The 23,310-nt window shown below is 75.1% G+C and carries 26 protein-coding genes; 18 read left to right on the top strand and 8 right to left on the bottom strand.

Features of this window, described 5'->3' with window-relative positions; translation table 11 throughout:
• Nucleotides 1-57 precede the first annotated feature (57 nt).
• The 4 genes from AB0J53_RS44420 to AB0J53_RS44405 form a co-directional block, all read right to left on the bottom strand.
• Complete coding sequence (locus tag AB0J53_RS44420; RefSeq protein WP_364184204.1) at nucleotides 58-798, bottom strand: hypothetical protein; 741 nt, start codon at nucleotides 796-798, stop codon at nucleotides 58-60.
• Nucleotides 799-862: 64 nt separating this feature from the next.
• Nucleotides 863-1,375 carry a snapalysin family zinc-dependent metalloprotease gene (locus AB0J53_RS44415; RefSeq protein ID WP_219517596.1) on the bottom strand — a complete coding sequence of 171 codons (513 nt, stop codon included), beginning with the start codon at nucleotides 1,373-1,375 and terminating at the stop codon, nucleotides 863-865.
• 87 nt (nucleotides 1,376-1,462) lie between these two features.
• On the bottom strand, nucleotides 1,463-2,116 hold the full coding sequence (locus AB0J53_RS44410) for a response regulator transcription factor (RefSeq protein ID WP_364184200.1): 654 nt from the start codon (nucleotides 2,114-2,116) through the stop codon (nucleotides 1,463-1,465).
• On the bottom strand, nucleotides 2,113-3,420 hold the full coding sequence (locus tag AB0J53_RS44405) for a sensor histidine kinase (RefSeq protein ID WP_364184197.1): 1,308 nt from the start codon (nucleotides 3,418-3,420) through the stop codon (nucleotides 2,113-2,115). The genes AB0J53_RS44410 and AB0J53_RS44405 overlap by 4 nt, the downstream gene beginning before the upstream one ends.
• A gap of 137 nt (nucleotides 3,421-3,557) precedes the next feature.
• On the opposite strand from AB0J53_RS44405, the gene AB0J53_RS44400 reads away from it, so the two are divergent.
• The 8 genes from AB0J53_RS44400 (at nucleotide 3,558) to AB0J53_RS44365 (ending at nucleotide 10,553) form a co-directional block, all read left to right on the top strand.
• Complete coding sequence (locus AB0J53_RS44400) at nucleotides 3,558-4,475, top strand: ATP-binding cassette domain-containing protein (protein WP_364184194.1); 918 nt, start codon at nucleotides 3,558-3,560, stop codon at nucleotides 4,473-4,475.
• Complete coding sequence (locus AB0J53_RS44395) at nucleotides 4,472-5,995, top strand: hypothetical protein (protein ID WP_364184191.1); 1,524 nt, start codon at nucleotides 4,472-4,474, stop codon at nucleotides 5,993-5,995. The genes AB0J53_RS44400 and AB0J53_RS44395 overlap by 4 nt, the downstream gene beginning before the upstream one ends.
• Nucleotides 5,992-6,729 carry an ABC transporter permease gene (locus AB0J53_RS44390; RefSeq protein WP_364184188.1) on the top strand — a complete coding sequence of 246 codons (738 nt, stop codon included), beginning with the start codon at nucleotides 5,992-5,994 and terminating at the stop codon, nucleotides 6,727-6,729. Before AB0J53_RS44395 ends, AB0J53_RS44390 begins: the two co-directional genes overlap by 4 nt.
• 76 nt (nucleotides 6,730-6,805) lie before the next feature.
• Nucleotides 6,806-7,585 carry a metalloregulator ArsR/SmtB family transcription factor gene (locus AB0J53_RS44385; protein WP_364184185.1) on the top strand — a complete coding sequence of 260 codons (780 nt, stop codon included), beginning with the start codon at nucleotides 6,806-6,808 and terminating at the stop codon, nucleotides 7,583-7,585.
• 18 nt (nucleotides 7,586-7,603) lie between these two features.
• On the top strand, nucleotides 7,604-8,206 hold the full coding sequence (locus AB0J53_RS44380) for a TetR/AcrR family transcriptional regulator (protein WP_364184182.1): 603 nt from the start codon (nucleotides 7,604-7,606) through the stop codon (nucleotides 8,204-8,206).
• Between the two features lie 11 nt (nucleotides 8,207-8,217).
• Nucleotides 8,218-8,718 carry a hypothetical protein gene (locus AB0J53_RS44375; RefSeq protein ID WP_364184179.1) on the top strand — a complete coding sequence of 167 codons (501 nt, stop codon included), beginning with the start codon at nucleotides 8,218-8,220 and terminating at the stop codon, nucleotides 8,716-8,718.
• 51 nt (nucleotides 8,719-8,769) lie between these two features.
• Nucleotides 8,770-9,360 (top strand): PadR family transcriptional regulator, encoded by a 591-nt coding sequence (locus AB0J53_RS44370; protein WP_364184176.1) that lies wholly within the window; start codon nucleotides 8,770-8,772, stop codon nucleotides 9,358-9,360.
• Nucleotides 9,357-10,553, top strand: coding sequence for an NAD(P)/FAD-dependent oxidoreductase (locus tag AB0J53_RS44365; RefSeq protein ID WP_364184174.1), 1,197 nt, complete (start codon nucleotides 9,357-9,359; stop codon nucleotides 10,551-10,553). Before AB0J53_RS44370 ends, AB0J53_RS44365 begins: the two co-directional genes overlap by 4 nt.
• Here the strand turns inward: AB0J53_RS44365 and AB0J53_RS44360 are convergent.
• From AB0J53_RS44360 to AB0J53_RS44345, 4 genes are all read right to left on the bottom strand, one after another.
• A complete protein-coding gene (locus AB0J53_RS44360) occupies nucleotides 10,538-12,382 on the bottom strand; it encodes a serine hydrolase domain-containing protein (RefSeq protein ID WP_364184171.1) in 1,845 nt (614 codons plus the stop codon). The genes AB0J53_RS44365 and AB0J53_RS44360 overlap by 16 nt on opposite strands.
• 67 nt (nucleotides 12,383-12,449) lie before the next feature.
• A complete protein-coding gene (locus AB0J53_RS44355; RefSeq protein WP_364184168.1) occupies nucleotides 12,450-12,986 on the bottom strand; it encodes a hypothetical protein in 537 nt (178 codons plus the stop codon).
• Nucleotides 12,983-13,576 (bottom strand): TetR/AcrR family transcriptional regulator, encoded by a 594-nt coding sequence (locus AB0J53_RS44350; protein WP_364184165.1) that lies wholly within the window; start codon nucleotides 13,574-13,576, stop codon nucleotides 12,983-12,985. Before AB0J53_RS44350 ends, AB0J53_RS44355 begins: the two co-directional genes overlap by 4 nt.
• Nucleotides 13,577-13,603: 27 nt before the next feature.
• Nucleotides 13,604-14,782 carry a cytochrome P450 gene (locus AB0J53_RS44345; protein WP_364184162.1) on the bottom strand — a complete coding sequence of 393 codons (1,179 nt, stop codon included), beginning with the start codon at nucleotides 14,780-14,782 and terminating at the stop codon, nucleotides 13,604-13,606.
• 115 nt (nucleotides 14,783-14,897) lie between these two features.
• On the opposite strand from AB0J53_RS44345, the gene AB0J53_RS44340 reads away from it, so the two are divergent.
• The 10 genes from AB0J53_RS44340 (at nucleotide 14,898) to AB0J53_RS44295 (ending at nucleotide 23,220) form a co-directional block, all read left to right on the top strand.
• Entirely contained in the window at nucleotides 14,898-15,476 is a 579-nt protein-coding gene (locus AB0J53_RS44340; protein WP_364184160.1) for an RNA polymerase sigma factor, read from the top strand.
• Complete coding sequence (locus AB0J53_RS44335; RefSeq protein ID WP_364184158.1) at nucleotides 15,473-16,264, top strand: zf-HC2 domain-containing protein; 792 nt, start codon at nucleotides 15,473-15,475, stop codon at nucleotides 16,262-16,264. The genes AB0J53_RS44340 and AB0J53_RS44335 overlap by 4 nt, the downstream gene beginning before the upstream one ends.
• Nucleotides 16,261-17,097 carry an ABC transporter ATP-binding protein gene (locus AB0J53_RS44330; RefSeq protein ID WP_364184155.1) on the top strand — a complete coding sequence of 279 codons (837 nt, stop codon included), beginning with the start codon at nucleotides 16,261-16,263 and terminating at the stop codon, nucleotides 17,095-17,097. Before AB0J53_RS44335 ends, AB0J53_RS44330 begins: the two co-directional genes overlap by 4 nt.
• Nucleotides 17,094-18,596: a hypothetical protein gene (locus tag AB0J53_RS44325; RefSeq protein ID WP_364184152.1), complete on the top strand. Its 1,503-nt coding sequence runs from the start codon at nucleotides 17,094-17,096 to the stop codon at nucleotides 18,594-18,596. Before AB0J53_RS44330 ends, AB0J53_RS44325 begins: the two co-directional genes overlap by 4 nt.
• Nucleotides 18,597-18,625: 29 nt before the next feature.
• Nucleotides 18,626-19,366, top strand: coding sequence for a hypothetical protein (locus AB0J53_RS44320; RefSeq protein WP_364184150.1), 741 nt, complete (start codon nucleotides 18,626-18,628; stop codon nucleotides 19,364-19,366).
• 299 nt (nucleotides 19,367-19,665) lie between these two features.
• A complete protein-coding gene (locus tag AB0J53_RS44315; RefSeq protein ID WP_364184148.1) occupies nucleotides 19,666-20,073 on the top strand; it encodes a helix-turn-helix transcriptional regulator in 408 nt (135 codons plus the stop codon).
• Nucleotides 20,074-20,127: 54 nt separating this feature from the next.
• The gene (gene modA / locus AB0J53_RS44310) at nucleotides 20,128-20,808 is read left to right on the top strand and encodes a molybdate ABC transporter substrate-binding protein (RefSeq protein ID WP_364184243.1); all 681 of its coding nucleotides are present in this window, start codon (nucleotides 20,128-20,130) and stop codon (nucleotides 20,806-20,808) included.
• Nucleotides 20,809-20,891: 83 nt separating this feature from the next.
• On the top strand, nucleotides 20,892-21,671 hold the full coding sequence (locus tag AB0J53_RS44305) for an ABC transporter permease (protein WP_364184145.1): 780 nt from the start codon (nucleotides 20,892-20,894) through the stop codon (nucleotides 21,669-21,671).
• The gene (locus AB0J53_RS44300; RefSeq protein WP_364184142.1) at nucleotides 21,668-22,699 is read left to right on the top strand and encodes an ABC transporter ATP-binding protein; all 1,032 of its coding nucleotides are present in this window, start codon (nucleotides 21,668-21,670) and stop codon (nucleotides 22,697-22,699) included. Before AB0J53_RS44305 ends, AB0J53_RS44300 begins: the two co-directional genes overlap by 4 nt.
• Before the next feature lie 209 nt (nucleotides 22,700-22,908).
• Entirely contained in the window at nucleotides 22,909-23,220 is a 312-nt protein-coding gene (locus AB0J53_RS44295; RefSeq protein WP_219512175.1) for a DUF4342 domain-containing protein, read from the top strand.
• The last annotated feature ends 90 nt before the right edge of the window (nucleotides 23,221-23,310 follow it).

Here is a 23,310-nt window from a genome sequence, read left to right as displayed (position 1 = left end):
GTTGCGAAGTTTGTGCCCTGGATGATGTGGACGATTCCGGCGCCTTTACAAAGTAGATCACTGGTAGGCGAAATACACGTCGTCCAGATCGCCGTGGAACTGGTCGGTCTGCCGGTCGTCCCGCGCCGGGTCCACCCGCTTGCCGCCGACCGTCGGCGCTCCCCTCGGCCGGATCGCGCCCAGCCTCCCCGTCGCGTACACCGGCGCCACGACCGGCGCCCCGCTCCCCCGGTCGAGCACCCGCAGCTCGAACAGCACCGGTGACACCCGCGCGCACCGCAGCACGTACCAGCGCCCCACCGGCAGCCGCAGCATCGCCGGGCGCAGCAGCACCACGCCCGCGCCGTCCGACCACCGGCAGGCGGGCACTCCCCCGTCCACCTGCAGCTTCCACTGCGCGTGCCCGGGCCCGGCCAGGCCGTGCTGCCACACGTTCATCCCGGCGGCCCGCGGCGGCTCGGCCGTCAGCCGGACGGCGGCCCCGAACGCGAACGGGCCCGGCCCGCCGAACCCGTCGGGCACGCGCGGCACGCGTGGCACGATGATCGCCTGCGCGCACGGCGGCGCGAGGCAGGAGCCGGCCGGAAAACGCAGGAACCGCCCGCCCGGCGACAGGACCCGCCCGCCGCCGGAGGACAGCACGTCGCCGTGCCGCGCGTGGCGCGTGCTGTCGGCGACCAGCACGGGCGAGATCATCGCGCCCGCGTAACGCAGTTCGGCGGCGCGGCCCACCCCTGACGGGCCGGCCGCCGCCGCCGTCACGGCGAGCGCCGTGACGGCCTGGAGAACGCGTGCCATGACGCCCAGCGCAACAGCGTTCGCGCCGCCGCGCAACAGGGCGTCACCGATTCATCCGGACGAGTCAGCGGTTGACGTGGACCTGGCCGAACTCCACCCGCGGCGAGGCGCCGGCGAAGTTGCCGTTGACCTCGGCCTTCTCGGCGGCGTTCGGGTACGGGTTGGTGCAGGAGGTGCCCGCGCTCGCGCCGGACATCAGGTCCGTGCAGCGGCCGGTGCGCCGGTCGGGCAGGCCGAGGATGTGGCCGATCTCGTGGGTGGCGATGCGCAGCGCGTTGTGGCCCTGGGCGGTGGCCTGCCGGCCCATCCAGACGTAGCCTCGGCCCAGGCTGGTGGGCATGGCGCGGGGCCAGCCGTTGTCGGCGTAGACGATGAAGTGGGCGGGGGTGCCGGGTTCGAGCCGGACGTTGGTCACGCTGGAGTTCCAGATCTGCGCGGCCTGGTCGACCACGCCACGGAACTCGGCGGCCCTGGACGCGTCGTACCGGAGCACGGTGACCGCCTGCGCGGGCGAGCTGACGAGCAGGACCGTGACGCCGAGGACGAGAGCGAACAGAGCGCGTAAGGCTCTTGACATGGAGCCTCCTCTGAGAGTTGGGGAGTGCTGTCACGGTATGCGGGGCACGCCGCGCGCGGGACGACGCAATTTGCCCCTATTACGGTGTTATGGCCGTGCGCGGGGGACGACCAGGCCCGACTCGTAGGCGGCCACCACGGCCTGGGTGCGGTCACGCAGGCCGAGCTTGCCGAGCACCCGGCTCACGTGGGTCTTGACCGTCTCCTCGGTGATCGTCAGCCGGGAGGCGATCTCCGGATTGGACAGCCCCTCCGCGACCAGGCGCAGCACCTCGGTCTCCCGCGGGGTGAGCCCGGCCAGCGAGCCGACGGGCCGCCCGGGACGCTGGCGGGCGAACTCGTCGATGAGCCGGCGTGTCACGGCCGGGGCCAGCAGCGCCTCACCGGCCGCGACGACCCGGACCGCGTCGAACAGCCGCTCGGCGGTCACGTCCTTCAGCAGGAAGCCGCTGGCTCCCGCCCGCAGCGCGTCGTAGACGTACTCGTCCAGGTCGAACGTCGTCAGGATGAGCACGCGCGGCCCGCCCGGGCCTGCCAGGCGGCGGGTGGCTTCGATGCCGTCGGTGCCCGGCATGCGCACGTCCATGAGCACGACGTCGGCCGCGTGCTCGCGGCAGGCGCGCACCGCCTCGGCGCCGTCGGCGGCGGTGGCGACGACGGCGAAGTCGGGCTGGGTGCCGAGCAGCTCGGCGAACCCGGTGCGCACGACGAGGTGGTCGTCGGCGACGACGACGCGGATCATGCGGCGGCCCCCGGCAGCGTCGCCTCGACCATGAACCCGCCACCCGGCCCTGGCCCGGCCCGCAGCTCGCCGCCGACGGCGACCGCCCGCTCCCGCATCCCCGTCAGCCCGTGCCCGCCACCGGGAGAGCCGGGGCCGCCGGGGCCGCCGGGGCCGTTGTCGCGGACGCGCACGCGCAGCAGGCCGCCGCCGTAGTGCAGCTCCACGTCGACGGCCGCGCCGGGCGCGTGCCTGCGCGCGTTGGTGAGCGCCTCCTGGACGATCCGGTACGCGGCGAGCTCCACCCCGGGGTCGAGCGGGACGGGCGGTCCGGTGAGGATGAGCCGGGTGGCGCTGCCGGCGGCCTCGCGCGCCTCGTCGACCAGCGCGTTGAGCTCGCCGAGGCGCAGCCCCGGCTGAGGACGCCGCTCCCCCGGCTCGCCGCCGGCGTCCTCGCGCAGCACGCCGAGCAGCCGCCGCATCTCGGTGAGGGCGGCGCGGGCGGTGTCGCCGATGGCGGTCAGCCGTTCGGCGCCGGCGGCGGGCAGCCCGGGGGTGGTGAGGCGGGCGGTCTCGGCCTGGACGCTCACCATGGAAATGTGGTGGGCGACGACGTCGTGCAGCTCGCGGGCTATCCGGGCGCGCTCGCCGCGCGCGGTGTGCTCCAGCAGCGTGCCCGCCAGCTCCTCGTGCGCGGCGGTGACGCGCGCGGCGTGCCGGACCGCCCCGGCCGCGAGCGTCGCCGGGACGAGCGCGGCCAGCGCGATGGTGAGCGTCCCCGCGTACGTGCCCGTCCCGCCGCCCAGGTGGCCGGCCAGCGCCAGCAGCGGGAACGGCACGCCGGCGAGCACGAGCGGCGCCCACGGCCGGTCCCGCGCGGGCCCGGCCCGGCCGAGCCGGTAGGCGGTGACGAGCTGGGCGGCGGCGCCCGCGATCGTGAGGGTCTGGAAGGCGGCCAGGGACACGACGGTGGCCGGGGTGACCAGCGCGGCGGCGGCCAGGGGGCGGGCCCGCAGCAGCGCGGCGGGCAGCGTGGTGGCGAGCGCCAGCAGCGCGTGACCGACGAACGCGAGCGGCCGCCCGCCCGGCCCCTGCCCGGCCGGCCGGGGCTCCCCTGGTGGCAGGCCCAGGGCCGGGACGCCCACCGGATGGCCGGTCAGCGGCGCGTCACCGGCGTGCGCCAGCGACTCGGCGACCGCGAGCGCCACCACCAGTGACATCAGCAGCGCCGGCAGGGCTGTCGGCAGAGCTGTCGGCAGGGCCGGCGCGTGCGGGCTCGCGGCGAGCAGCCGCCGCCACCGCTGCCGGACCTCCCCTGGTTTCACAGGTGTCCATTGTTCCCGCCCGCCGGCGTCCCGGCATCCCTCCTGGGAGGGATGCCGCGTCGCTCGCGCCCGTGACCTGCGAGATGGCTCGGCGCCGTGACGACCGGGCGGGGTGGTCGCCCCTAGGGTTCCCGGACATGGAGGCAACGATCGAAGTGGCCGGGCTGCGCAAGCGGTTCGGCGAGGTGCCGGCGCTGGACGGGATGTCGTTCACGGTGACGCCGGGGCGGGTCACCGGGTTCGTCGGGCCCAACGGCGCGGGCAAGTCCACCACGATGCGGGTGGTGCTCGGCCTGGACGCCGCCGACGCGGGCACGGCGCTGGTGGGCGGCCGGCCGTACCGGAGTCTGCGCACGCCGCTCGCGCACGTCGGCGCGCTGCTGGACGGGGCGGCGCCGCAGCCGGGCCGGACGGCGCGCAACCACCTGCTGTGGCTGGCTCACTCGCAGGGGTTCGCGGGGCGGCGGGTGGACGAGGTGCTGGAGCTGGCCGGGCTGGCGGCGGTGGCGCGGCGGCGGGCCGGCGGGTTCTCGCTGGGGATGCGGCAGCGCCTCGGCATCGCGGCGGCGCTGCTGGGCGATCCGCCGGTGCTCATGCTGGACGAGCCGTTCAACGGGCTGGACCCGGACGGGATCGTGTGGATGCGCGGCCTGCTGCGGTCGCTGGCCGCCGAGGGGCGGGCGGTGCTGGTGTCGAGCCACCTGATGAGCGAGCTGGAGGACACGGCCGGCCATCTCGTGGTGGCGGGCCGGGGGCGGGTGGTGGCCGACACGAGCGTGGCGGACCTGATCGAGGCGGCTTCCGGCGGCCGGGTGACGCTGCGGACGCGGGCGCGGGCGGAGGCGATGGAGACGCTGGCGCGGGCGGGCGCGACGGTGGCCGCGACGGGCCGGGACACGCTGACCGCCGGCGGGCTGGCGGCCGAGCGGGTGGTGGAGCTGCTGACCCGGGACGGGGTGCCCTTTGCCGAGGTGAGCGCGCATCGCGCCACGCTGGAGGAGGCGTACATGGACCTGACCCGCGACGCCGTGGAGTTCCGGGGGGCGGAGCGATGAGCGGGTTCCGGCGGCTGGTGCGCGCGGAGTGGACCAAGTTCAGGACCGTGCGCGGCTGGGTGCTCGGCCTGGTGGCGGCCGTGGCGCTGACCGCCGGGCTGGGGTTGCAGGCCGCGGCGGGCAGCCATGCGTCGTGCGGCATGGGCGCGGTCGAGGTGGCCTGTCCCGCGCCGCCGGTGGGGCCGGGCGGCGAGGCGGTGACCGACCGGTTCTTCTTCGTCCACCAGCGTCTCGACGGCGACGGCGCCATCACGGCCAGGGTCGCGTCGATGACCGGGCGGATCCGCAAGCCGGACGAGCGGCCGGGCGTCACCAACCTCGTGGCCGGCGTCGTCCCGTGGGCGAAGGCGGGCGTCATGGTCAAGGACGGCACCAGGCAGGGCGCCGCGTACGCCGCCGTCATGGTCACCGGCGGGCACGGGGTGCGCATGCAGCACGGCTTCACCGAGGACAGGGCCGGGACGGCGGCGTCCGCGCCGGTGTGGCTGCGGCTGGTGCGCTCGGGTGACGAGCTCACCGGGTTCGAGTCGCCGGACGGCCGGACGTGGGCCGAGGTGGGCACGGCGACGCTGGCCGGGCTGCCGGAGTCGGTGCGCATCGGGCTGTTCGTCACCTCGCCGGGCGACCTGACGTTCTCGCAGGACGTGCTCGGCGGGACGGTCGCGGCGGAGCGCTTCACCGAGGCGACGGCCGCGTTCGACCAGGTCGGCGTGCGGGGGGCGGCGACCGGCGGGGAGTGGAGCCACGACGACGTCGGCGTCACCGTGGGGCCCGGCGGCGCGCCGCACCACCCGGGCCGGCACGTCCGCCAGGGGGACACGTTCACGGTGACCGGCACCGGCGACATCGCGCCGGCCGGCGACGAGGGCGGGATGCGGGTCGAGCAGACGCTGACGGGCCTGCTCGCCGGGCTGGTCGTGGTGGTCGTGGTGGCGGCCGGGTTCGTCACCGCCGAGTACCGCGGGGGGCTGATCCGCATCACGCTGGCAGCCGCGCCGGGGCGGGGGCGGGTGCTGGCGGCCAAGGCGATCGTGGTCGGCGCGGTCACGTTCGCCGCCGGGCTGGCCGCCGCCGCGGTCACGGTGCCGCTCGGCGTACGCGTCCTGGAGGCGAACGGCAACCGGGTGCTGCCGGTGAGCCTGCTGACCGGGGCGCGGGTGGTGGTGGGCAGCGCGGCGCTGCTGGCGCTGGCCGCCGTGCTGGCGCTGGCGCTGGGGGCGCTGCTGCGACGCGGGGTGCTCGCGGTCGCCGTGGCCGTGGCGGTGATCGTGCTGCCGTACTTCCTGGCGACGGTCTCGGTGCTGCCGCTGGAGGCGGCCCGCTGGCTGCTGCGGCTGACGCCGGCGGCCGGGTTCGCCGTCCAGCAGACGGTCATGGAGTATCCGCAGGTCGCCGGGCATTACGCGCCGGTGCTCGGCTACTATCCGCTGCCGCCGTGGGGCGGGCTCGCGGTGCTCGCCGCCTACGCGGCGCTCGCGCTGGGCCTGGCCGTGGCGGCGCTGCGCCGGAGGGACGCGTGAGCCGGCTCCTGCGCGCCGAGTGGACCAAGCTGCGCACGGCGCCGGGCACCGGGTGGCTGCTGGCGGCCGTCGTGCTGGTCACCGCCGGGGTGGGCGCCGCCGTGGCCGCCGCGCTGACGGATCCTCCGTACGACGTGGCCAGGACGGCGCTGGCCGGGGTCGTGGCCGGGCAGGCGGTCGTGGCGATCCTGGCGGTGGTGTCGGTGGGCGGCGAGTACGGCACCGGGATGATCCGCACGACGCTGACGGCGATGCCGCGCCGGGGCGGTGTGCTGGCGGCCAAGGCCGTGCTGCTCTGCGGGCTGACGCTGGCCGCCGGGAGCGTGGCGGTGCTCGGCTCGCTGGCCGCGGGGCGGCTGCTGCTGCCGGGCGGCGAGGCGCTGTCGCTCGCGGACGGGCCGGTGCTGCGGGCGGCGGCCGGGTCGGTGCTCTACCTGGCCCTGGCCGGGCTCCTGAGCCTGGGCGTGGCCGTCGCCGTGCGTGATCCGGCGGTCGCGGCCGGGACGGTGCTCGGGCTGCTCTACCTGCCGGCGCTGCTGACGTTCCTGGTGCGGGACGCCGGCTGGCAGCGGCTGCTCTACCGGGTGTCGCCGATGAACGCCGGGCTGACAGTGCAGGTCACCGAGCCGGCGGGGCTGCCGCTCGGCCCCTGGGAGGGGCTGGCGGTGCTCGCCCTCTGGGCGGCGGGCGCGCTCGGCGTCGGCGGGCTGCTGCTGCGGCGCAGGGACGCGTAGGACCCTTTGACATGCAGCCGTCCGGCTGCTTATTCTCGAAAGGCAGCCAGATGGCTGCATGTCATGGGGAGTGCGGATGGACGAGGTGTTCCGGGCGCTGGCCGACCCGAGCCGCCGCAGGCTGCTCGACAGACTCAACGCGCGCAACGGGCAGAGCCTGCGCGAGCTGTGCGCCGGGCTCGACATGGCCCGCCAGTCCGTCAGCAAGCACCTGGCCGTGCTGGAGGCCGCCCACCTGGTGACCACCATCCGGCGCGGCAGGGAGAAGCTGCACTACCTCGACGCCGCGCCGATCAACGCCATCGCCGAGCGGTGGATCGGCCGCTACGACCGGCAGCGCGCACAGGCGCTGCACGACCTGCGCACCACACTGGAGCAGAGCGCCATGAACGCCTTCGTCTACACCACCTACATCAGGACCACGCCCGAGCGCCTGTGGCAGGCGCTGACCGACCCCGCCTTCACCCGCCGCTACTGGGGCGTCTCCTTCGACACCGACTGGACGCCCGGCTCCCCCATGACCTGGGACGAGAACGGCCGCAGGACCGCGCACCCGGAGCAGGTCGTGCTGGAGTCCGAGCCCGGCCGCCGCCTGTCCTACACCTGGCACACCTTCACCCCGGAGTGGGCCGAGGCCGCCGGGGTGAGCCCCGAGACGCTCGCCCGGCTCACCGCGGAGGGCCGGACGAAGGTCACGTTCGACCTCGAACCGCACGGCGACACGGTCAAGCTGACCGTCGTGCACGACGGCTTCGACCCCGGCAGCACGCTGCGCGACATGGTCTCCGAGGGCTGGCCGGCCCTGCTGTCGAGCATGAAGACGCTGCTGGAGACCGGCGAGGCCCTGCCCGCCTGATCATGGTACGGTCGCACCATGCCCCGACAGGCGGACCATGACCTGCGCCGACGCCAGATCGCCGAGGCCGTGTGGCGGCTGGCCACCCGGGGCGGCCTGGAGGACGTCACGCTGAGGCAGGTCGCCACCGAGGCCGGGGTCTCGGCCAGGCTGCTGCAGTATTACTTCGGCACCCGCGACCAGCTCCTGCTCGGCGCGCTGGAGATCCTCAACGCCGACGCGGAGGAGCGGGCCCGGCGGCGGCTGGAGCTGCTCGGCGACGAGCCCGGCACGCGGGCGCTGGTGCGCGGCGTGCTCATGGAGCTGCTGCCGCTCGACGAGGAGCGCCGCAACCGGCACCTGGTGTACGTGGCGTACTTCGTCCGGTTCCTGGCCGATCCGGCGCTCGCCGCGGTGGCCCACGACGCCCCGCTCGCCCTGGAGGGCCTCGTCGCCGGGCTGCTGGCGCGCGGGCTGGAGAGCGGCGAGGTGCGCGCGGACGTCGACGTCGAGGCGGAGGCGGCGTTCCTGGTGGCGGGGGCCGAGGGCCTGATGTCGCGGGTGCTGCTCGGCCAGCGCACGCCGGAGGAGGCCGTCGCGCTCGTCGACCGGCAGCTTGGCCGGGTCTTCACGCCCGGCTAGCATCCCGGGCCATGATCAGACGATTAGGGATCGCCCTCACCGCCGTCACGCTCGTCGCCACGCTCCTCCCGGCCGCCCCCGCCGCGGCGGCGGAGCGCGGGTTCATGATCCGCAACGTCTCGTCGGGCGGGTGCCTGGGCGTCGGCAAGGACCGCACCGTGCGGAAGCTCGGCCACCTGCTGCACACCTGGTCCTGCGACCCGTACGCCAAGGCGCTGCGCTGGCGGCGCACCGAGCACGGCCAGTTCGTCAGCCTCGGCGCCTCCCGCGCCTGCGCCGACGCCCCGGCACGCGACGCCGTCCTGGCGCGCCGCTGCCAGGCCGGGAACAAGCGGCAGCGCTTCACCGTCCGCCTGGTCCGGGAGCGGATGGGCGGCGACTGGCAGCTCCTGCGCTGGAAGCACCTGAAGGACCGGTGCCTGATGGAGGGGCGCTCCGGGTTCACCCACGCCGTCTTCGCCGATCGCTGCAATTCCTCCAGCACCAACCAGCTATGGGTGCTCGACTCCTGAGTTATAGTCGGTATCGACTAGTCGAAACCGACTAACTGAGGGAGTTCCCGGATGCCGCGCAAGGTGGCCAACCCGCTGGCCCTGGCCGTGCTCGCCTACCTGACGGCCGAGCCGATGCACCCGTACGAGCTGGGGCGCCGGCTCAAGGAGCACGGCAAGGACCGCAACATCAAGTACAACCGGGGCTCCCTCTACATGGTCGTGGAGCAGCTGCGCAAGGCCGGGTTCGTCGCCGAGCGGGAGACCGTGCGCGACACCCAGCGGCCCGAGCGCACCATCTACGGCATCACCCCCGAGGGCCGGGAGGAGCTGCACACGTGGCTGGGCGAGCTGGTCTCCCAGCCACGCGAGGAGTATCCGCACTTCGGGGTCGCCCTGTCGCTGCTGTCGGTGCTCGACCCGGCCGAGGCCGCCGCCCTGCTCGGCCGCCGCCTGGCCACGCTGGACGAGCAGGTGGCCGAGGTCGAGGGCGTGCTCGCCGCCGCGGCCGGCGACGGCGTGCTGTGGGTGTTCCTGGCCGAGGAGCGCTACCGGCTGGCCCTGCTGGAGGCCGAACGGCGTTTCGTCACCGAGCTCGTCGCATCGCTCGGCGACCCGGCCTACGTCCGGGCCTGGCAGGAGTTCAAGGAGGCGCGGACATGACCGTCAGGACGGCGATCGTGATCGGCGGCGGCGTCGCCGGGCCCGTCGCGGCGATCGCCCTGCGCCGGGCCGGCATCGACGCGGCCGTGTACGAGGCCTATCCCACCACGGCCGACGGGGTGGGCGGCTCGCTGGCCGTCGCGCCGAACGGCCTGGCCGCGCTGCGCGCCGTCGGCGCCGAGGACGCGGTGCTCGCCGTCTCCCGGCCGATGCCGGGCATGGTCATGGCCTTCGGGCGCCGCCGGATGGAGATCCCCGCGCTGCCCGGCGTGCCCTCCTTACGCCTGCTGTGGCGCGCCGACCTGCACCGGGCGCTGCACGAGCGGGCGAGGGCCGAGGGCGTGCGGATCGAGCACGGCCGCCGCCTGGTGTCCGTGGACGAGCCCGGCCCCGGCGTCGTGGCCCGCTTCGCCGACGGCTCCACGGCGAGCGCCGACATCCTCGTCGGGGCCGACGGCGTCAACTCCACCGTCCGCACGCTGATCGACCCGGCCGCGCCCGGCCCCCTCCACACCGGGCTGCTCGGCTTCGAGTCGATCGCCGACGTGGAGGTGCCCGAGGACCCCGGCACCATCGTCTACGCCTTCGGCAGGCGCGGCTTCTACCTCTACCGGCGCCACCCCGGCGGCGGCACCGAGTGGGGCGCCAACCTGCCCCAGGACCGGCCCTGGAGCCCGGCCGAGGCCCGCGCCGTCCCCGCCGCCGAGTGGCTGCGCGTCCTGGCCGAGGTCCACGCGGGCGACGACCCCGGCGCCGAGCTGATCCGCGCCACCAGCCCCGACCGGCTCCAGGTCCTCGGCTCGCTGAAGATCATGCCGAGCCTGCCGCGCTGGCACCGGGGCCGGATGGCGCTGGTCGGCGACGCCGCGCACGCGCCGTCCAACAGCTCCGGCCAGGGCGCCTCGCTCGCCGTCGAGAGCGCCGTGCAGCTCGCCCGCTGCCTGCGCGACCTGCCCGGCCCCGGGCCAGCGTTCGAGGCGTACGAGCGGCTGCGCCGCCCCCGCGTCGAGCGGGTCGCGGCGCGCGCCTCGCGCATCAACCACGCCAAGGCGCCCGGGCCGGTGGCGCGGGCGCTGATGCCGATCCTGATGCCGCTCGCGATGCGCACCGTCATGGCGCCCGAGCGCGCCGTCGGCCCCGAGCAGCGGTACGTGATCGACTGGGCCGAGCCGGTCCGTCAGGCCCAGCCGTAGACGGACCTGACGGCCGCGGCGATCTCGTTCACCAGGCCGGACTGGTTGCCGTTCACCAGGATCGCGTAACCCGCGCCGAGCTCCGGATAGCCCCTGAACACGGACTTGAACCCGTAGTTGGAGCCGTCATGGGTGTAGGAGAAGTCTCGCGTCCCCCGGTTGGCCAGGAACAGGCCACGGCCCATGTCCGGCTGCGGGCCGGGCGTGAGCAGCGTGCGCGCGGAGGCCCTGGTGAGCGGGCCGGCGATGTCGCCGGTGGCGCTCCACGCCCGGTTGAGCCACGCCATCAGGCGGCCCAGGTCCAGGACGGAGGTGTAGAGCCCGGCGGCGGCCGACTCCGGGTAGCGGTTGCGCCTGCCGGGGATCACCGCGCCCGTCGAGGTGTGCCCGGAGGCCAGCTCGAAGGCGGGCGACAGCGCGTACGAGCTGGTCTTCATGCCGAGCGGGCCGAACACCTCGCGCGTCATGTACGCGTCCAGCGACAGGCCGGTCTTCTCCTCGATCATCCGCTGGAGCAGCACGAACCCGGCGCCCGAGTAGTGGTATTCGGCGCCCGGCTCGGTGGTGAGCTCGATCCTGGGCGAGTTGCCCTCGCCGTTCATGACCTGCAGCAGCGAGGGCACGCTCACGCCCGGCCCGTAGCCGGCGAAGCCGCCGCCCCCGGCCGCGAAGCCCGAGCACGCCTCGGCGGGCGAGGTGGAGCCGCGCCCGATGACGCCGCCCCGGTGGGTGAGCAGGCGGTCGATCGTCGGCGCCGGGCCCTCCGGCACGCACGCGCGGCGCGGCAGCGTCCAGCCCAGATGCGGCCGCACGTCGCCCGACAGCGGCAGGCCGAGCGTCTGGGACAGCCGCAGCACGCCGACCGAGGCGACGGCCTTGCTGATGGAGGCCGCCTGGAAGGCCGACTCCGGGTGCGTGGCCGCGCCGCCGCCCGCCTCCAGCCACCCGTAGCCGGTGGACCAGGCGACCCGGTTGCCGATCACCACCGCGATCGCCACGCCGGGCGTGCCGTAGTCGCGCATCCGCTGCCAGATGGTGGCGCCGCGCACCGAGTTCTCCACCTTGCGCACCGGGTCGGCGGGCAGCGCGGGGGCCTGGCCGCGCGAACACAGCGACCAGCCGTCGCCGACCGGCGAGAAGGCTATGTTGTGCACCTCCCAGCCGCCGGCGGCCAGGTCGTTCATCTCCTTGAAGCACTCGTCGTCGATGCCGCGCACGTGGAACTCGTCCTGCGCGACGACCGCCCACCCGCCGGTGTACGGGAACACAACCCGGGTGATCCGCCGGCCGCCCTGGGTCAGGTTGCGCATCATCTGGTAGCACTCGTCGTCGATGCCGCGCGAGAAGGTGTCCTTGGTGCCGACCACCACCCACCGGTTGCCTCCGGCGGGCGGGAAGGCGACGTGCACGACCTGCTGACCGGCCTTGTAGTAGGCGAGGACGCGCTGGTAGCACTCCTCGGGCACGTTGCGCGCGGTCACCCCGGTGTCGGTGGTGATCAGCCACCGGTTGCCGCCCTCGGGCGGGAAGGCCACGCAGTGCACCTTCCTGCCCGCCGCGAGCAGCTTCTTGAGCTCGGCGAAACACTCCGACGGCACCCCGGCCGCGGCGTAACGGCCGTCGCGGGTGACCATGACCCAGCCGTTGGACGGGGTGAACGCGAAGGTGGCGATGCCGTAGCGGGCCAGCTCGCCCATCTTGGTGTGCGCGGCGTCGGGGACGCGCCGGTTGAAGTACGGGTACGCGGCGGCGGCGTGCGCCGGCCGGGCGAGCCCCACGGCGGCGGCCCCGGCGGCGCCGGTCAGCGTGAGAAAGCGTCTGCGGTCCATGCCGGCTCCTCAAGTCGTGCGCAAGAAAGGGATCAATCTTGCCCTACTCGAGGCCCCTTCCGTGATCTCACTCGGGGAGCAGGTGCGCGAGCAGCAGCTTGACGAACAGCACCGGCGCGAACCAGGCCAGCGCGACCGGCATGGCGGCGCAGGAGACCGCGATGGCCAGGACCGTGGCCGCGTACGCCACCGGCCGCCGCAGGTCCGCCGGGACGGCCAGCGCGGCGACCGCCCCGGCCAGGGCCAGGCCGTACACCAGCGCCGCCCCGCCCCAGCCGACGCCGGGCACGGTCAGCGCGAGCAGGAACGGCTGCCCGTGCAGGGCGACGAACGCCAGGTGGTGACGCCGGGTGCGGCCGGGGCCGTGGAAGCGGCGTTTGGCGGCGGCGGTCGCGTTGACCGTCGCGCCGCCGAACAGGTCGAAGGCCAGCACGGCGATCACCACGACGGCGAGCGCGGGCAGCCCGTCGGCCTGCCACACCGCGACGAGCGTGCCGGTGAGCGCGGCGGTGTAGGCGAGCAGCGACTCGGCTCCGGTGGCGCCCGGCGCGACGAGCAGGCCGTTGACGCGGCGGCCGAGGCCGTGCGGCTCCCCCGCGGTCATGCGCGCAGCCCGTCGAGGCAGACGGCGATGACCGGGCCGGCCAGGTCGCCGATCGGCAGGCGCGGGTCGATGATCCACTGGAGCAGGCAGCCCTCGACGGCGCCGACGACGACCGCGGCCTCCCTCTCCCCCGTGCCGGGCCGTACCAGCCCCTGCCCGGCCGCCTCCGTGAGCAGGCCGGCGACGGCGGCGCGGTAGTCGTCGTAGAGCCCGGCCATGTCCAGCGGGGCGGCGGGGTCGCCGCGGCCGAGCGCCCACAGGTCGAGCAGCACCCGGCTCAGCTCCGGCTCGCGGGAGGCCACCTCGACGACCGAGCGCACGAGGGCGGCGAGCCGGTCGAGGGGGTCGCCGCCGCCCTCGCGGGCCTGGCGCAGGATGTCCTGCCAGGCGGTGTTCAGGGCCGCGAAGGCGGCTTCGAGGATCGCCTCCCGGCTGTCGAAGGACAGGTAGACGCTGCCCTTGGCGATGCCGGCCTCGGCGGCGACGTCCTCGATGCGGGTCGCGGCGAAGCCCTTGCGGGCGAAGACCCGGACGGCGGCGGCGAGGATCCCCTCGCGGCGCGCGTCATGGTCGACTCTCTTCGGTGCCATGCCGCCCAGCTTATTATGAATGACCGGTCAGTCAAGTTCGTGGAGGACGACGGGCACGGCCTTCGGCCCGAGGTCGGGGCCCGTCTCGATCCACTCGATCGCCTCCACCGGCCCGTCCAGGTGCAGGCCGGGCCGCTGCCGGGCGAGCGCGTCCAGGGCGGCGGCGACCTGGGCGCGGGCCGGGACCGCGCCGAGGCAGTAGTGCGCGCCGTGGCCGAACACCAGCAGCGGGCTCGACCGCCTGCCCGGCAGGAACCGGTCCGGGTCCGGGAAGTGCGCCGGGTCCCGGTGCGCGGCCTCCAGCCGGACGAGCACCAGGTCACCGGCCGCGATCCGGGTCCCGGCCAGCGTGACGTCCTCGTGGGCGTAGCGGGGGAACGGCTCGCCGGTCAGCCCCGACTGCATCCGCAGCACCTCGTCCACGACCGCGTCCGGCGCCCCGGCGGGTCCTGCGGCGTCGGCGAGGCGGTCCTCGGTGAGCAGGCGCAGCGCGGCGACGGCGATCGCGTTGCGGGCCGACACGTAGCCGCCCGACACGATCGTGGTGACCATCGCGACCAGCTCGGCGTCCCCCAGCCGCCCGTCATCGGCGTCCCGCACGCCGACGAGCGTGCTGAGCAGGTCGTCGCCGGGGTCGCGCCGCCGTGCCTCGACCAGCTCTGCCGCGTACGCCCCCAGCGCCTCCCACGCCCGCGCCGCCGCGGCCACCTCCTCCTCCCCGCCGAAGAAGAAGTCGGCCTCGCCCGCCGCGTCGGCCAGCGCGCGGAAGCGGTCCCGCTCGGCGGCGCGCACGCCCAGCAGCTCGCCGATGACGCCGATCGACAGCGGCGTGGCCAGGTCCTCGACCAGGTCGGCGCGCGGGCCGGTCATCGCCGCCACAAGCTCCCCGGCCAGCTTCCCGACCCGGGGCCGCAGCGCGGTGAGCGTGCGGGGGGCGAACGCCTTCGCCACCAGGCGGCGCAGCCGGGCGTGCGCCTCGCCGTCCTGGAACAGCGTGTCGTTGCCCGGCTGCGCCTCACCGGCCGGCGCGAGCCCGAACCGGCGGTCGCCCAGCACCGCCGCCGCCGCGTCGTACGAGGTGACGAGCCAGGCAGGCCGGCCGTCGGGGGCGAGCACGGGCGCGACGGGCGCCTCGGCCCGCAGCCGCGCGTACTCCGGCGGCGGCGCCAGCGGACGGGGCCGTTCGAACGGCAGGGTCGGTCGCATGCGAAGTCACTCCTCGTGATGGTTGCGCGGGGGTCGGCATCAGTGAACTCGTTGACGCAGCGTCAAGGTCAACCCGCCGCGAACCGGGCGGCTCCCGGTGTGCGATAGAGGGGGTGTGAGAGCGTTCCCCTTCCGGCGGCGCGAGCCCCCGCCCGGCGTCGGCGCCGACAGCTCCGACGCCGAGCTGCTCGCGGCCGTCGCCGCGCGCAGCACGCCCGCGCTGCGCATCCTGCACCAGCGTCACGCGCCCTGGCTGCGCGCCCGGCTGGCCGGCCGCTGCCCCGACCCGGACGTGGTCGACGACGCGCTCCAGGAGACGTTCCTGGCCGTGTGGCGGTCGGCGGGCCGGTTCGACGGCGGCAACACGGCGGGCTGGCTGTGGACGATCGCGATCCGCCGGCTCGTCTCGGCGCTGCGCGGGCGCGGCTCGCGCTGGATCGGCACCGGCGAGAGCGAGACGGCGCACGCGCCGGTGTCGGCGTCCGCCGAGGACGTCGTCCTGCTCGGCGTCGAGCACGGCGACCTCGGCGGGGCGCTGACGCGACTCCCCCAGGAGCTGCGCGCGGTGATCGAGGCGACCGTGCTCGACGGCCTCACGACCAGGGAGGCCGCGCACCTGCTCGGCATCCCGGAGGGCACGGTCAAGTCCCGCGCGATGCGCGCCCGGGCCCGGCTACGCGAGGAACTGTCATGACCACCAGCTGGCACATCTCCGACGAACTACGCGACCGCTATCTCGCCGGTACGCTCGCCGCGCCCCTGGCCACCTCGGTGGACGCCCACCTCGGCGGCTGCGCCGAGTGCCGGGCGGCGGTGCCGTACGAGAGCGCCTGGCTGGAGGCGTCCTGGGGGCGCATCGAGACCGAGCTGATCAGGCCGCGCCCCGGCTGGGGCGAGCGCCTGCTGCGGCTCGGCGGCGTGCCCGGCCACCTGGCCAGGCTGCTGTCGGCGACGCCGACGATGAGCCGGGCCTGGGTGGCGGCGGTGGTGGCCGCGCTGGCGTTCGGCGTGCTGGCGGCGCGGCATCAGGCCGAGCTGCTGCCCGCGTTCCTCATCCTGGCGCCGGTGCTGCCGCTGACCGGGATCGCGCTCGCCTACGGGCCGCGCGCCGACCCGGCGCACGAGCTGCTGGCCGCCACGCCGCTGGCCGGGCCGAGGCTGCTCCTGACCCGCGCCACGGCGGTGCTCGCCGTCGCCACCCCGCTGGCGCTCGTCGCCTCGCCGCTGCTGCCCGCGCCGCCCGGCCTGAGCGCCGCCTGGCTGCTGCCGTCGCTGGCCGCCGCCTCGGCCTGCCTGGCCTTGTCGCACCGCCTGCCCGTGCCCGTCTCCGCGCTCGCCGTGGGCGCGCTGTGGCTGGCCGTCGTCGGCGCGGGCCACCTCACCGGCGGCTGGCTGACCGCCTTCGGGCCCGCCGCGCAGGTCGCGTACGGGCTGATCGCCCTGTCCCTGTCCTTCCGCCTCTACCGGATGAGCATCAGATGATCACTGTGACGAACCTCACCAAACGGTACGGCGGGCGGTACGCGCTCGCCGGGCTCGACCTGGCCGTCGGCACCGGCGTGACCGGGCTGCTCGGCCCGAACGGCGCCGGCAAGACCACGCTGCTCCGCTGCCTGGCCACCACGCTCGCCCCCGACGGCGGGTCCGTCGACGCGTTCGGCCTCGACCCGGCCGACCCCGTCCAGCGGACCGCGCTGCGGCGCAGGCTCGGCTACCTGCCGCAGGACCCGGGCTTCTACCCGCACTTCACCGCGTTCGACCTGGTCGACTACGTGGCGATCCTCAAGGAGCTGACCGACCGCGAACAGCGGCACGCCGAGGTGCGGCGCGTCCTGGCCGAGGTGGACCTGACCGGACAGGCCGGTACGAAGGTCCGCAAACTGTCGGGCGGGATGCGGCAGCGGCTCGCGCTGGCCCAGGCGCTGCTCGGCGAACCCGACCTGCTCATCCTCGACGAGCCCACCGTGGGGCTGGACCCGGCGCAGCGGATGCTGTTCAGGACCCTGATCTCGCGGATGGGCGAGAGCCGCGCCGTCGTGCTGTCCACGCACCAGACGGAGGACGTCGCGGCGCTGTGCGAACGCGTGATCGTCATGCGCGAGGGCCGCGCCGTCTTCGACGGGACACCCGGGCAGCTCGCCGAGGTCGCCGCCGGGCAGGTGTGGCTGTCGGACACCGCGCCGCCGGCGTCACGGGTGTTCTGGCGCACCGCCGACGGCCGCTACCGCACCCTCGGCGAACGGCCCCCGGCCGCCCACGGGACGGCGCCCGGCGTCGAGGACGGCTACCTCACGCTGCTCGGGGAGGCGGCGTGACGCGGCGGCTGTTCCTGTTCGAGGCGCGCAGGCTGGCCCGGCATCCGCTGGTGTGGGGCGCCGCCGCGCTGGTGCTGGCCCTGCAGACCTACCTGAGCCGGGGCCAGCAGCCCCACTGGGGCGTCGACCCGGTCCACGCGACCGGGCTGTCCACCTGCCTGGCCGCGATGGTGCTCGTCGTCACCTCGCTGGCCGTCTCACGCGACGAGCGCCACGGCATGCCCGAGACGCTCGCCGGCCTGCCGGGCCGGGCCGAGCACCGGACCCGGGCGATCCTGCTGGCCGCGCCCCTCGTCGCCGGCCTCGCCACGGCGACGGCCATGGGCGGCTACCTCGCGATCCGGCTCGCCACCGGGCCCGCCGCCGGACGGCTCGACCTGTGGGAGCCGCTGACCGCCGTCGCCGTCGCGATGCTCGCCGCCACCCTCGGCGCGGCCGTCGGACGGTGGGCGCGCCGGCTCATCGCCGGGCCGATGGTGGCCGCCGTCCTCGGCTACCTGATCTACACGAACCCGCAGAACGACCTCCTCGGCTGGTGGCTGCCGGTCATGCAGGACCACCGCGCCGACTGGCCCGACCGGCCGTCGGGGATCCACCTGCTGTACGTGCTCGCGCTCGCCGCGGCCTTCGCCGGGGTCGCGCTGCTCAGACACCGGCCCCGGCTGCTGCCCGCCGTCGCGGTCGTGGCGGCGCTGGCCCTCGCGGCGCCCGCGGGGGCCGTCGCGGCAGCCTCACCCCCGGTCCGCCTCCCCGGCGGCGGCCTCCTGGGCCCGGACACCGTGGACCGGCGCGTGTTCGACCGCTTCTTCGGGCCAGGCGCGCATCGCTGCTCCCTGCGCAACGGGGTGACGTACTGCGCCTACCCGGGGTACGAGCCGTGGATCCCGCTGTGGGAACAGGCCGTCGGCCCGGCCGCCGCGGTCCTGCCCGCCCCGGTACGGAACCGCCTGCCGCAGGTCGAGCAGACGGCGCTGAGCTGGTACTACGGGCACGACGGCGCTTCACCTCTGCAGGCCCCGATGACCTGGGGCCACCCGGACCAGCGCACCATGCTGGCCCAGGGGGTGGGACTATGGGCCACCGGGCTCCGCGACTCACTCAGCAGGGCCGCAGCCGACGCACCGGCCGAGACCCCGGACGGGCCCCGAGGCAGCACAACGGGCGGGACCCCGGACGGGGCTCAGGGACGGACGCCGTGTGACGCCCGTGGCCAGGCCCGCATGATGCTCGCCCTCTGGATCGCCGGCCAGTCGTCACCGCCCGAGCCACCACGCATGCTCTACGCCGACGTCAACCTGGGACGCCAGGCGATGCTCGCATGGGGACCCGCCGAGGTCGCCTACGCCAAGCTCATGCTCGCCACGCCCGGCATCACCGCCAAGGTACACACCCACTGGGACACCCTCACCGCCCCGGACACCACCATCGCCCAGGCCCTCCCCTTGCTCGGCCTGCCCCGCACGCACGACGCCCCTCCTCCACCCACCCCCTGCCCGTGACCCACCTCCCCTCCCCCGGAGAGCCGACCATGCCCTTGCAGCCGCCCCTTTCGCTCGACGACGACGCCCCGCCCACCGAACGAGCGGCCCCCGACCGGACCACTGACCGGCCCGGCTCCGGCCCGCCGGTGCGCCGCACCCGGTGGCGGCCCGCGATCCTGCTGGTCCGTCCCCTCCTCGAGGCCATCGACTGGACGCCACTCGCCATCGTCACAGCCTTCGCCGCCGTCCTGCTGACAGCGGTGCAGGCCGGCGAGACCCTGCCGCCGGGCGACGCACTGCTGCTCATGCGCATCACCGGCACCCTGCTCGGCTCGGCCGCCACGTTCGCACTGGTCGACGCCATGTCCGCCGACCTCGGCGCGGCAACCGTCCCCCGATGGGTACGGCAAGCGCTGCGCTGCCTGCTGGCCGGGGGCACCGCGGTCGTCATCTGGCTCGCCGCCTTCGCCTTCGCCCTGTCCCGGCTTCCCGCCGACGCCCTCTTCCCGGTCGGCGACCTGCTGATCGAGATGGGCGTCTGCCTGGGGATCGGGCTGGCCGCCGCCGCGACCGCCGTCCGGCACGCCCAGGGGCGACAGGCTGCCATGGCCGCCGTGGTGGTGCAGCTAGGCCTGGTACTGGGCACCATCCTGCTGCCGGAGCAGATCCGGCTATGGCCGCCCACATGCGGATTCGGCCACTGGGACGAGGCTCACGCGTTCTGGCTCGCCATGCTGCCGGTCCCGTACGCCTGCCTCCTCCTGGCCAACCGCGACCTTCGCCGCTGACCCACCCAACACCCAGGCACCGGCTACGCCCAGACCGCCCCAGCAGCAACCCGGCCCCTCCCGCCAACGACCTGCTCCACCACAAACCCGCCGACCCAAGCGACGCAAGCCTGAGAGGCGCGGGCCCTAAAGGCCGCAGGTGGTGGCGGACGTCTCCTGAGGACGCGCGCAAAACACGGGCCTGAAAGACGTGTGGCGCGCGCGGGTGAGTGGTCAGCTGTACGGCTCCAACGCGTCGGGATGGGCTCGCGCTTGCCTGGCCATATCGGGGAATCGGCTCGCATATACAATGGGCGACCGTGACGACGTTTCGGATCAGCGAGGCTGCGGGGCTGCTCGGCGTGAGTGCCGACACCGTGCGCCGGTGGGTCGACGCGGGCCGGTTGGCGGCCGAGCGGGACGAGCACGGGCACCGGCTGGTCGGGGGCGCCGATCTGGCGGCGTTCGCAAGGGAGCGAATCGAGGCCGAGGACGGGGGGCGCTCCTCGGCGCGCAACCGGTTGCGCGGCATCGTCACGGAGGTGATCCGCGACGCGGTGATGGCCCAGGTGGAGATCGCGGCGGGCCCGTACCGGGTGGTGTCGCTGATGAGCCGTCAGGCGGCCGACGAGCTGGGGCTGGAGCCCGGGGTCGTGGCGGTCGCGGTGATCAAGTCCACCAACGTGGTCGTGGAGATCCCCGAGCACGCGCGCGTGCCGAGCCCGTGAGGAGGCCCATCGGTGTTCAGGCGTCTGTCGCTGCTGCTCGCCGCCGTCGTCGTCGTGCTGGCGGGGTGTGCGCCGGGTGAGGCGCGTGGCGGGGAGCTGACGGTGTTCGCCGCGGCGTCGCTGACGGGTACGTTCACCGAGCTCGGCGCGGCGTTCGAGGCCGAGCATCCGGGGGTGCGGGTGCGATTCAACTTCGGGTCCAGTGCCACGCTGGCGCAGCAGATCGCGCAGGGGGCGCCGGTGGACGTGTTCGCCTCGGCGAGTCCGGCCACGATGAAGGCCGCCACCGACGCGAAGGCGGTGACGTTCGCGCGCAACCGGCTGCGGATCGCCGTGCCGGTCGCCAATCCGGCCGGGGTCGAGGAGCTGGCGGATCTGGCCGATCCGCGGGTGAAGGTCGCGCTCTGCGCCGAGCAGGTGCCGTGCGGGGCGGCGGCGGTCAAGGCCCTGGAGGCCGCCGGGGTGAAGGTCACCCCGGTCACCCTGGAGCGTGACGTCAAGGCGACGCTCACCAAGGTCGAGCTGGGCGAGGTGGACGCGGCGCTGGTCTACCGGACCGACGTGGCCGCGGCGGCGGGCAGGGTTACGGGTATCGACTTCCCGGAGGCGGCGCAGGCGGTCAACGACTATCCGATCGCCGCGCTGACGGCGGGGCCGGCGGCGGAGTTCGTCGAGCTCGTCCGGTCGGAGCGGGGGCGCGACGTGCTGACGAGGGCGGGGTTCGAGGTTCCATGAGCTCGGCCAACACACCCGAGCCCCAGAAGGGTCCCGGCGCGCCACCGAAACGGGGCGGGGTGTCGCCGGGGCGGGGTGGGGTGGTGGCTGGGCGGTTGCCGTGGGTGCTGGTGGTGCCTGCGGTGCTCGGGCTGGGCTTTCTGGTGCTGCCGCTGGCCGGGCTGCTGATCAGGGCGCCGTGGGCGACGCTGCCGAGGCGGCTGGCCGAGCCGCAGGTGCTGGAGGCGCTGCGGCTGTCTCTGGTGACGGCGACGGTGGCGACGGCGGTGTGCCTGGTGCTCGGGGTGCCGCTGGCGTGGCTGCTGGCGCGGGTGTCGTTCCCGGGCCGGCGGGTGGTGCGGGCGCTGGTGACGGTGCCGCTGGTGCTGCCGCCGGTGGTGGGCGGCGTCGCGCTGCTGCTGGTGCTGGGGCGGCGCGGGGTGGCCGGGCAGTGGCTGGAGTCGGCGTTCGGGGTGTCGTTGCCGTTCACCACGGCGGGGGTGGTGGTGGCCGAGGCGTTCGTCGCGATGCCGTTCCTGGTGATCAGCGTGGAGGGCGCGTTGCGCGGCGCCGACCAGCGGTTCGAGGAGGCGGCGGCGACGCTGGGGGCGTCGCGGTGGACGGTGTTCAGGCGGGTGACGCTGCCGCTGGTGATGCCGGGGGTGGTGGCGGGGGCGGTGTTGTGCTGGGCGCGGGCGCTGGGCGAGTTCGGGGCGACGATCACGTTCGCGGGCAACTTCCCGGGCCGGACGCAGACGATGCCGCTGGCCGTCTACCTGGCGCTGGAGACGGAGCCGGAGGCGGCGATCGTGCTCAGCCTGGTGCTGCTGGCCGTGTCGGTGATCATCTTGGCGAGCCTGCGTGACAGGTGGGTGAGCGCGTGACGTTGCATGCCCGGCTGGTGGTGAGGCGGCCCGCGTTCGCGCTGGACGTGACGCTGGAGGTGGCCGCCGGGGAGGTGGTGGCGCTGCTGGGTCCCAACGGCGCGGGCAAGACGACCGCGTTGCGGGCGCTGGCGGGGCTGACGGGCCTGTCCGGCGGGCACGTGACGCTGGACGGCCTGCCGCTGCACGAGCTGCCGGCCGAGCGCCGCCCGATCGGCATGGTGTTCCAGGACTACCTGCTGTTCCCGCATCTGTCGGCGCTGGACAACGTCGCGTTCGGGCCGCGCTGCCAGGGCCGGTCGAAGGCGGCGGCGCGCCGGGTGGCCGCCGAGCTGCTGGAACGGGTGGGCCTGGCCGGGCAGGCGTCGGTCCGCCCGGCGGGGCTGTCGGGCGGACAGGCGCAGCGGGTGGCGCTGGCGCGGGCGCTGGCGGTGCGGCCTCGGCTGCTCCTGCTGGACGAGCCCCTGGCGGCGCTGGACGCGCACACCCGCCTGGAGGTCCGCTCGCAGCTCCGCCGTCATCTGGCGGGGTTCGACGGGGCGACGGTCCTGGTGACGCACGATCCGCTGGACGCGATGGTGCTGGCCGACCGGCTGGTGGTGATCGAGGACGGCGCGGTCGTCCAGGAGGGCTCGCCCGCCGACGTGGCCCGCCGCCCGCGCACGGCGTACGTGGCGCGGCTGGTGGGGCTGAACCTGTATCAGGGCCTGGCCGAGGGGCACCGGGTCAAGGTCGGCGAGCTGCTGCTGACGGCGGCGGAGCGGGTGGACGGGCCGGCGTTCGTGGCGTTCTCCCCGGGGGCGCTGGCCCTCTACCGCTCCCGGCCCGACGGCAGCCCGCGCAACCTGTGGCAGGCCACGATCGACGGGATCGAACGGCACGGCGACAACGTCCGCGTCCATCTGGAGGGGCCGATCGCCGCGTTCGCCGACGTCACCCCGGCCGCCGTGGCCGACCTGGACCTGAGCCCGGGCCGGCTGGTGTGGGCAGGGGTCAAGGCAGCGGAAACGCACGCTTATCCGGCCTGAGGGGCGAGACCAACGGGCAGGTACGGTCCTGGCCACGGCCGGCGGCATGCAGCGGGCGCAACCGGCGCAACCGGCGTGGCCGACGCGACCGGGGCGGGAGCAAGCGGAGGCTGGGGGTCGGGGGCGAGAGCCCGCTAGATCTACCTGCGCCTGCCGGATCGGGTGCGGGGCTTCACGCCGGAGGGCCCGTACGTGGGGAGGTCTCCGGTATGACCGTCACCAGAGAAGAGACCAAGGTCCGCGGGCACGAGCTGACCGAGAAGATCAAGCAGGTGATCCACGAGGGGAACGTGCGCCGGATCATCCTCAAGGACTCCCACGGCAACACCGTGCTGGAGGTGCCCGTCACCGTCGGGGTGGCGGCGCTGATCGTCGCCCCGGTGATCACGGCGGTCGGCGCGCTGGCCGCGATGGCCGCCGAGTGGAACATCCAGATCGAGCGCACCGACGACGAGACCCGGCAAGCCCAGGAGGCCCAGCAGGCGGCGCCGGTGACGCCGCCGCACGAGCACATCGGCTAGTGAGCTGGTTTTGAGATTCGGTCGCAGTAGCGGCAGATGCGATCGAGGATCTGGTCAGCGGTCTTGGTCCACCTGAACGGCTTGGCATCC

Source organism: Nonomuraea sp. NPDC049725, assembly GCF_040674795.1.
GTDB lineage: Bacteria > Actinomycetota > Actinomycetes > Streptosporangiales > Streptosporangiaceae > Nonomuraea > Nonomuraea ceibae.
Note: the sequence above shows the minus strand (reverse complement) of the source record. Positions and strands in the feature narration are given on the sequence as shown.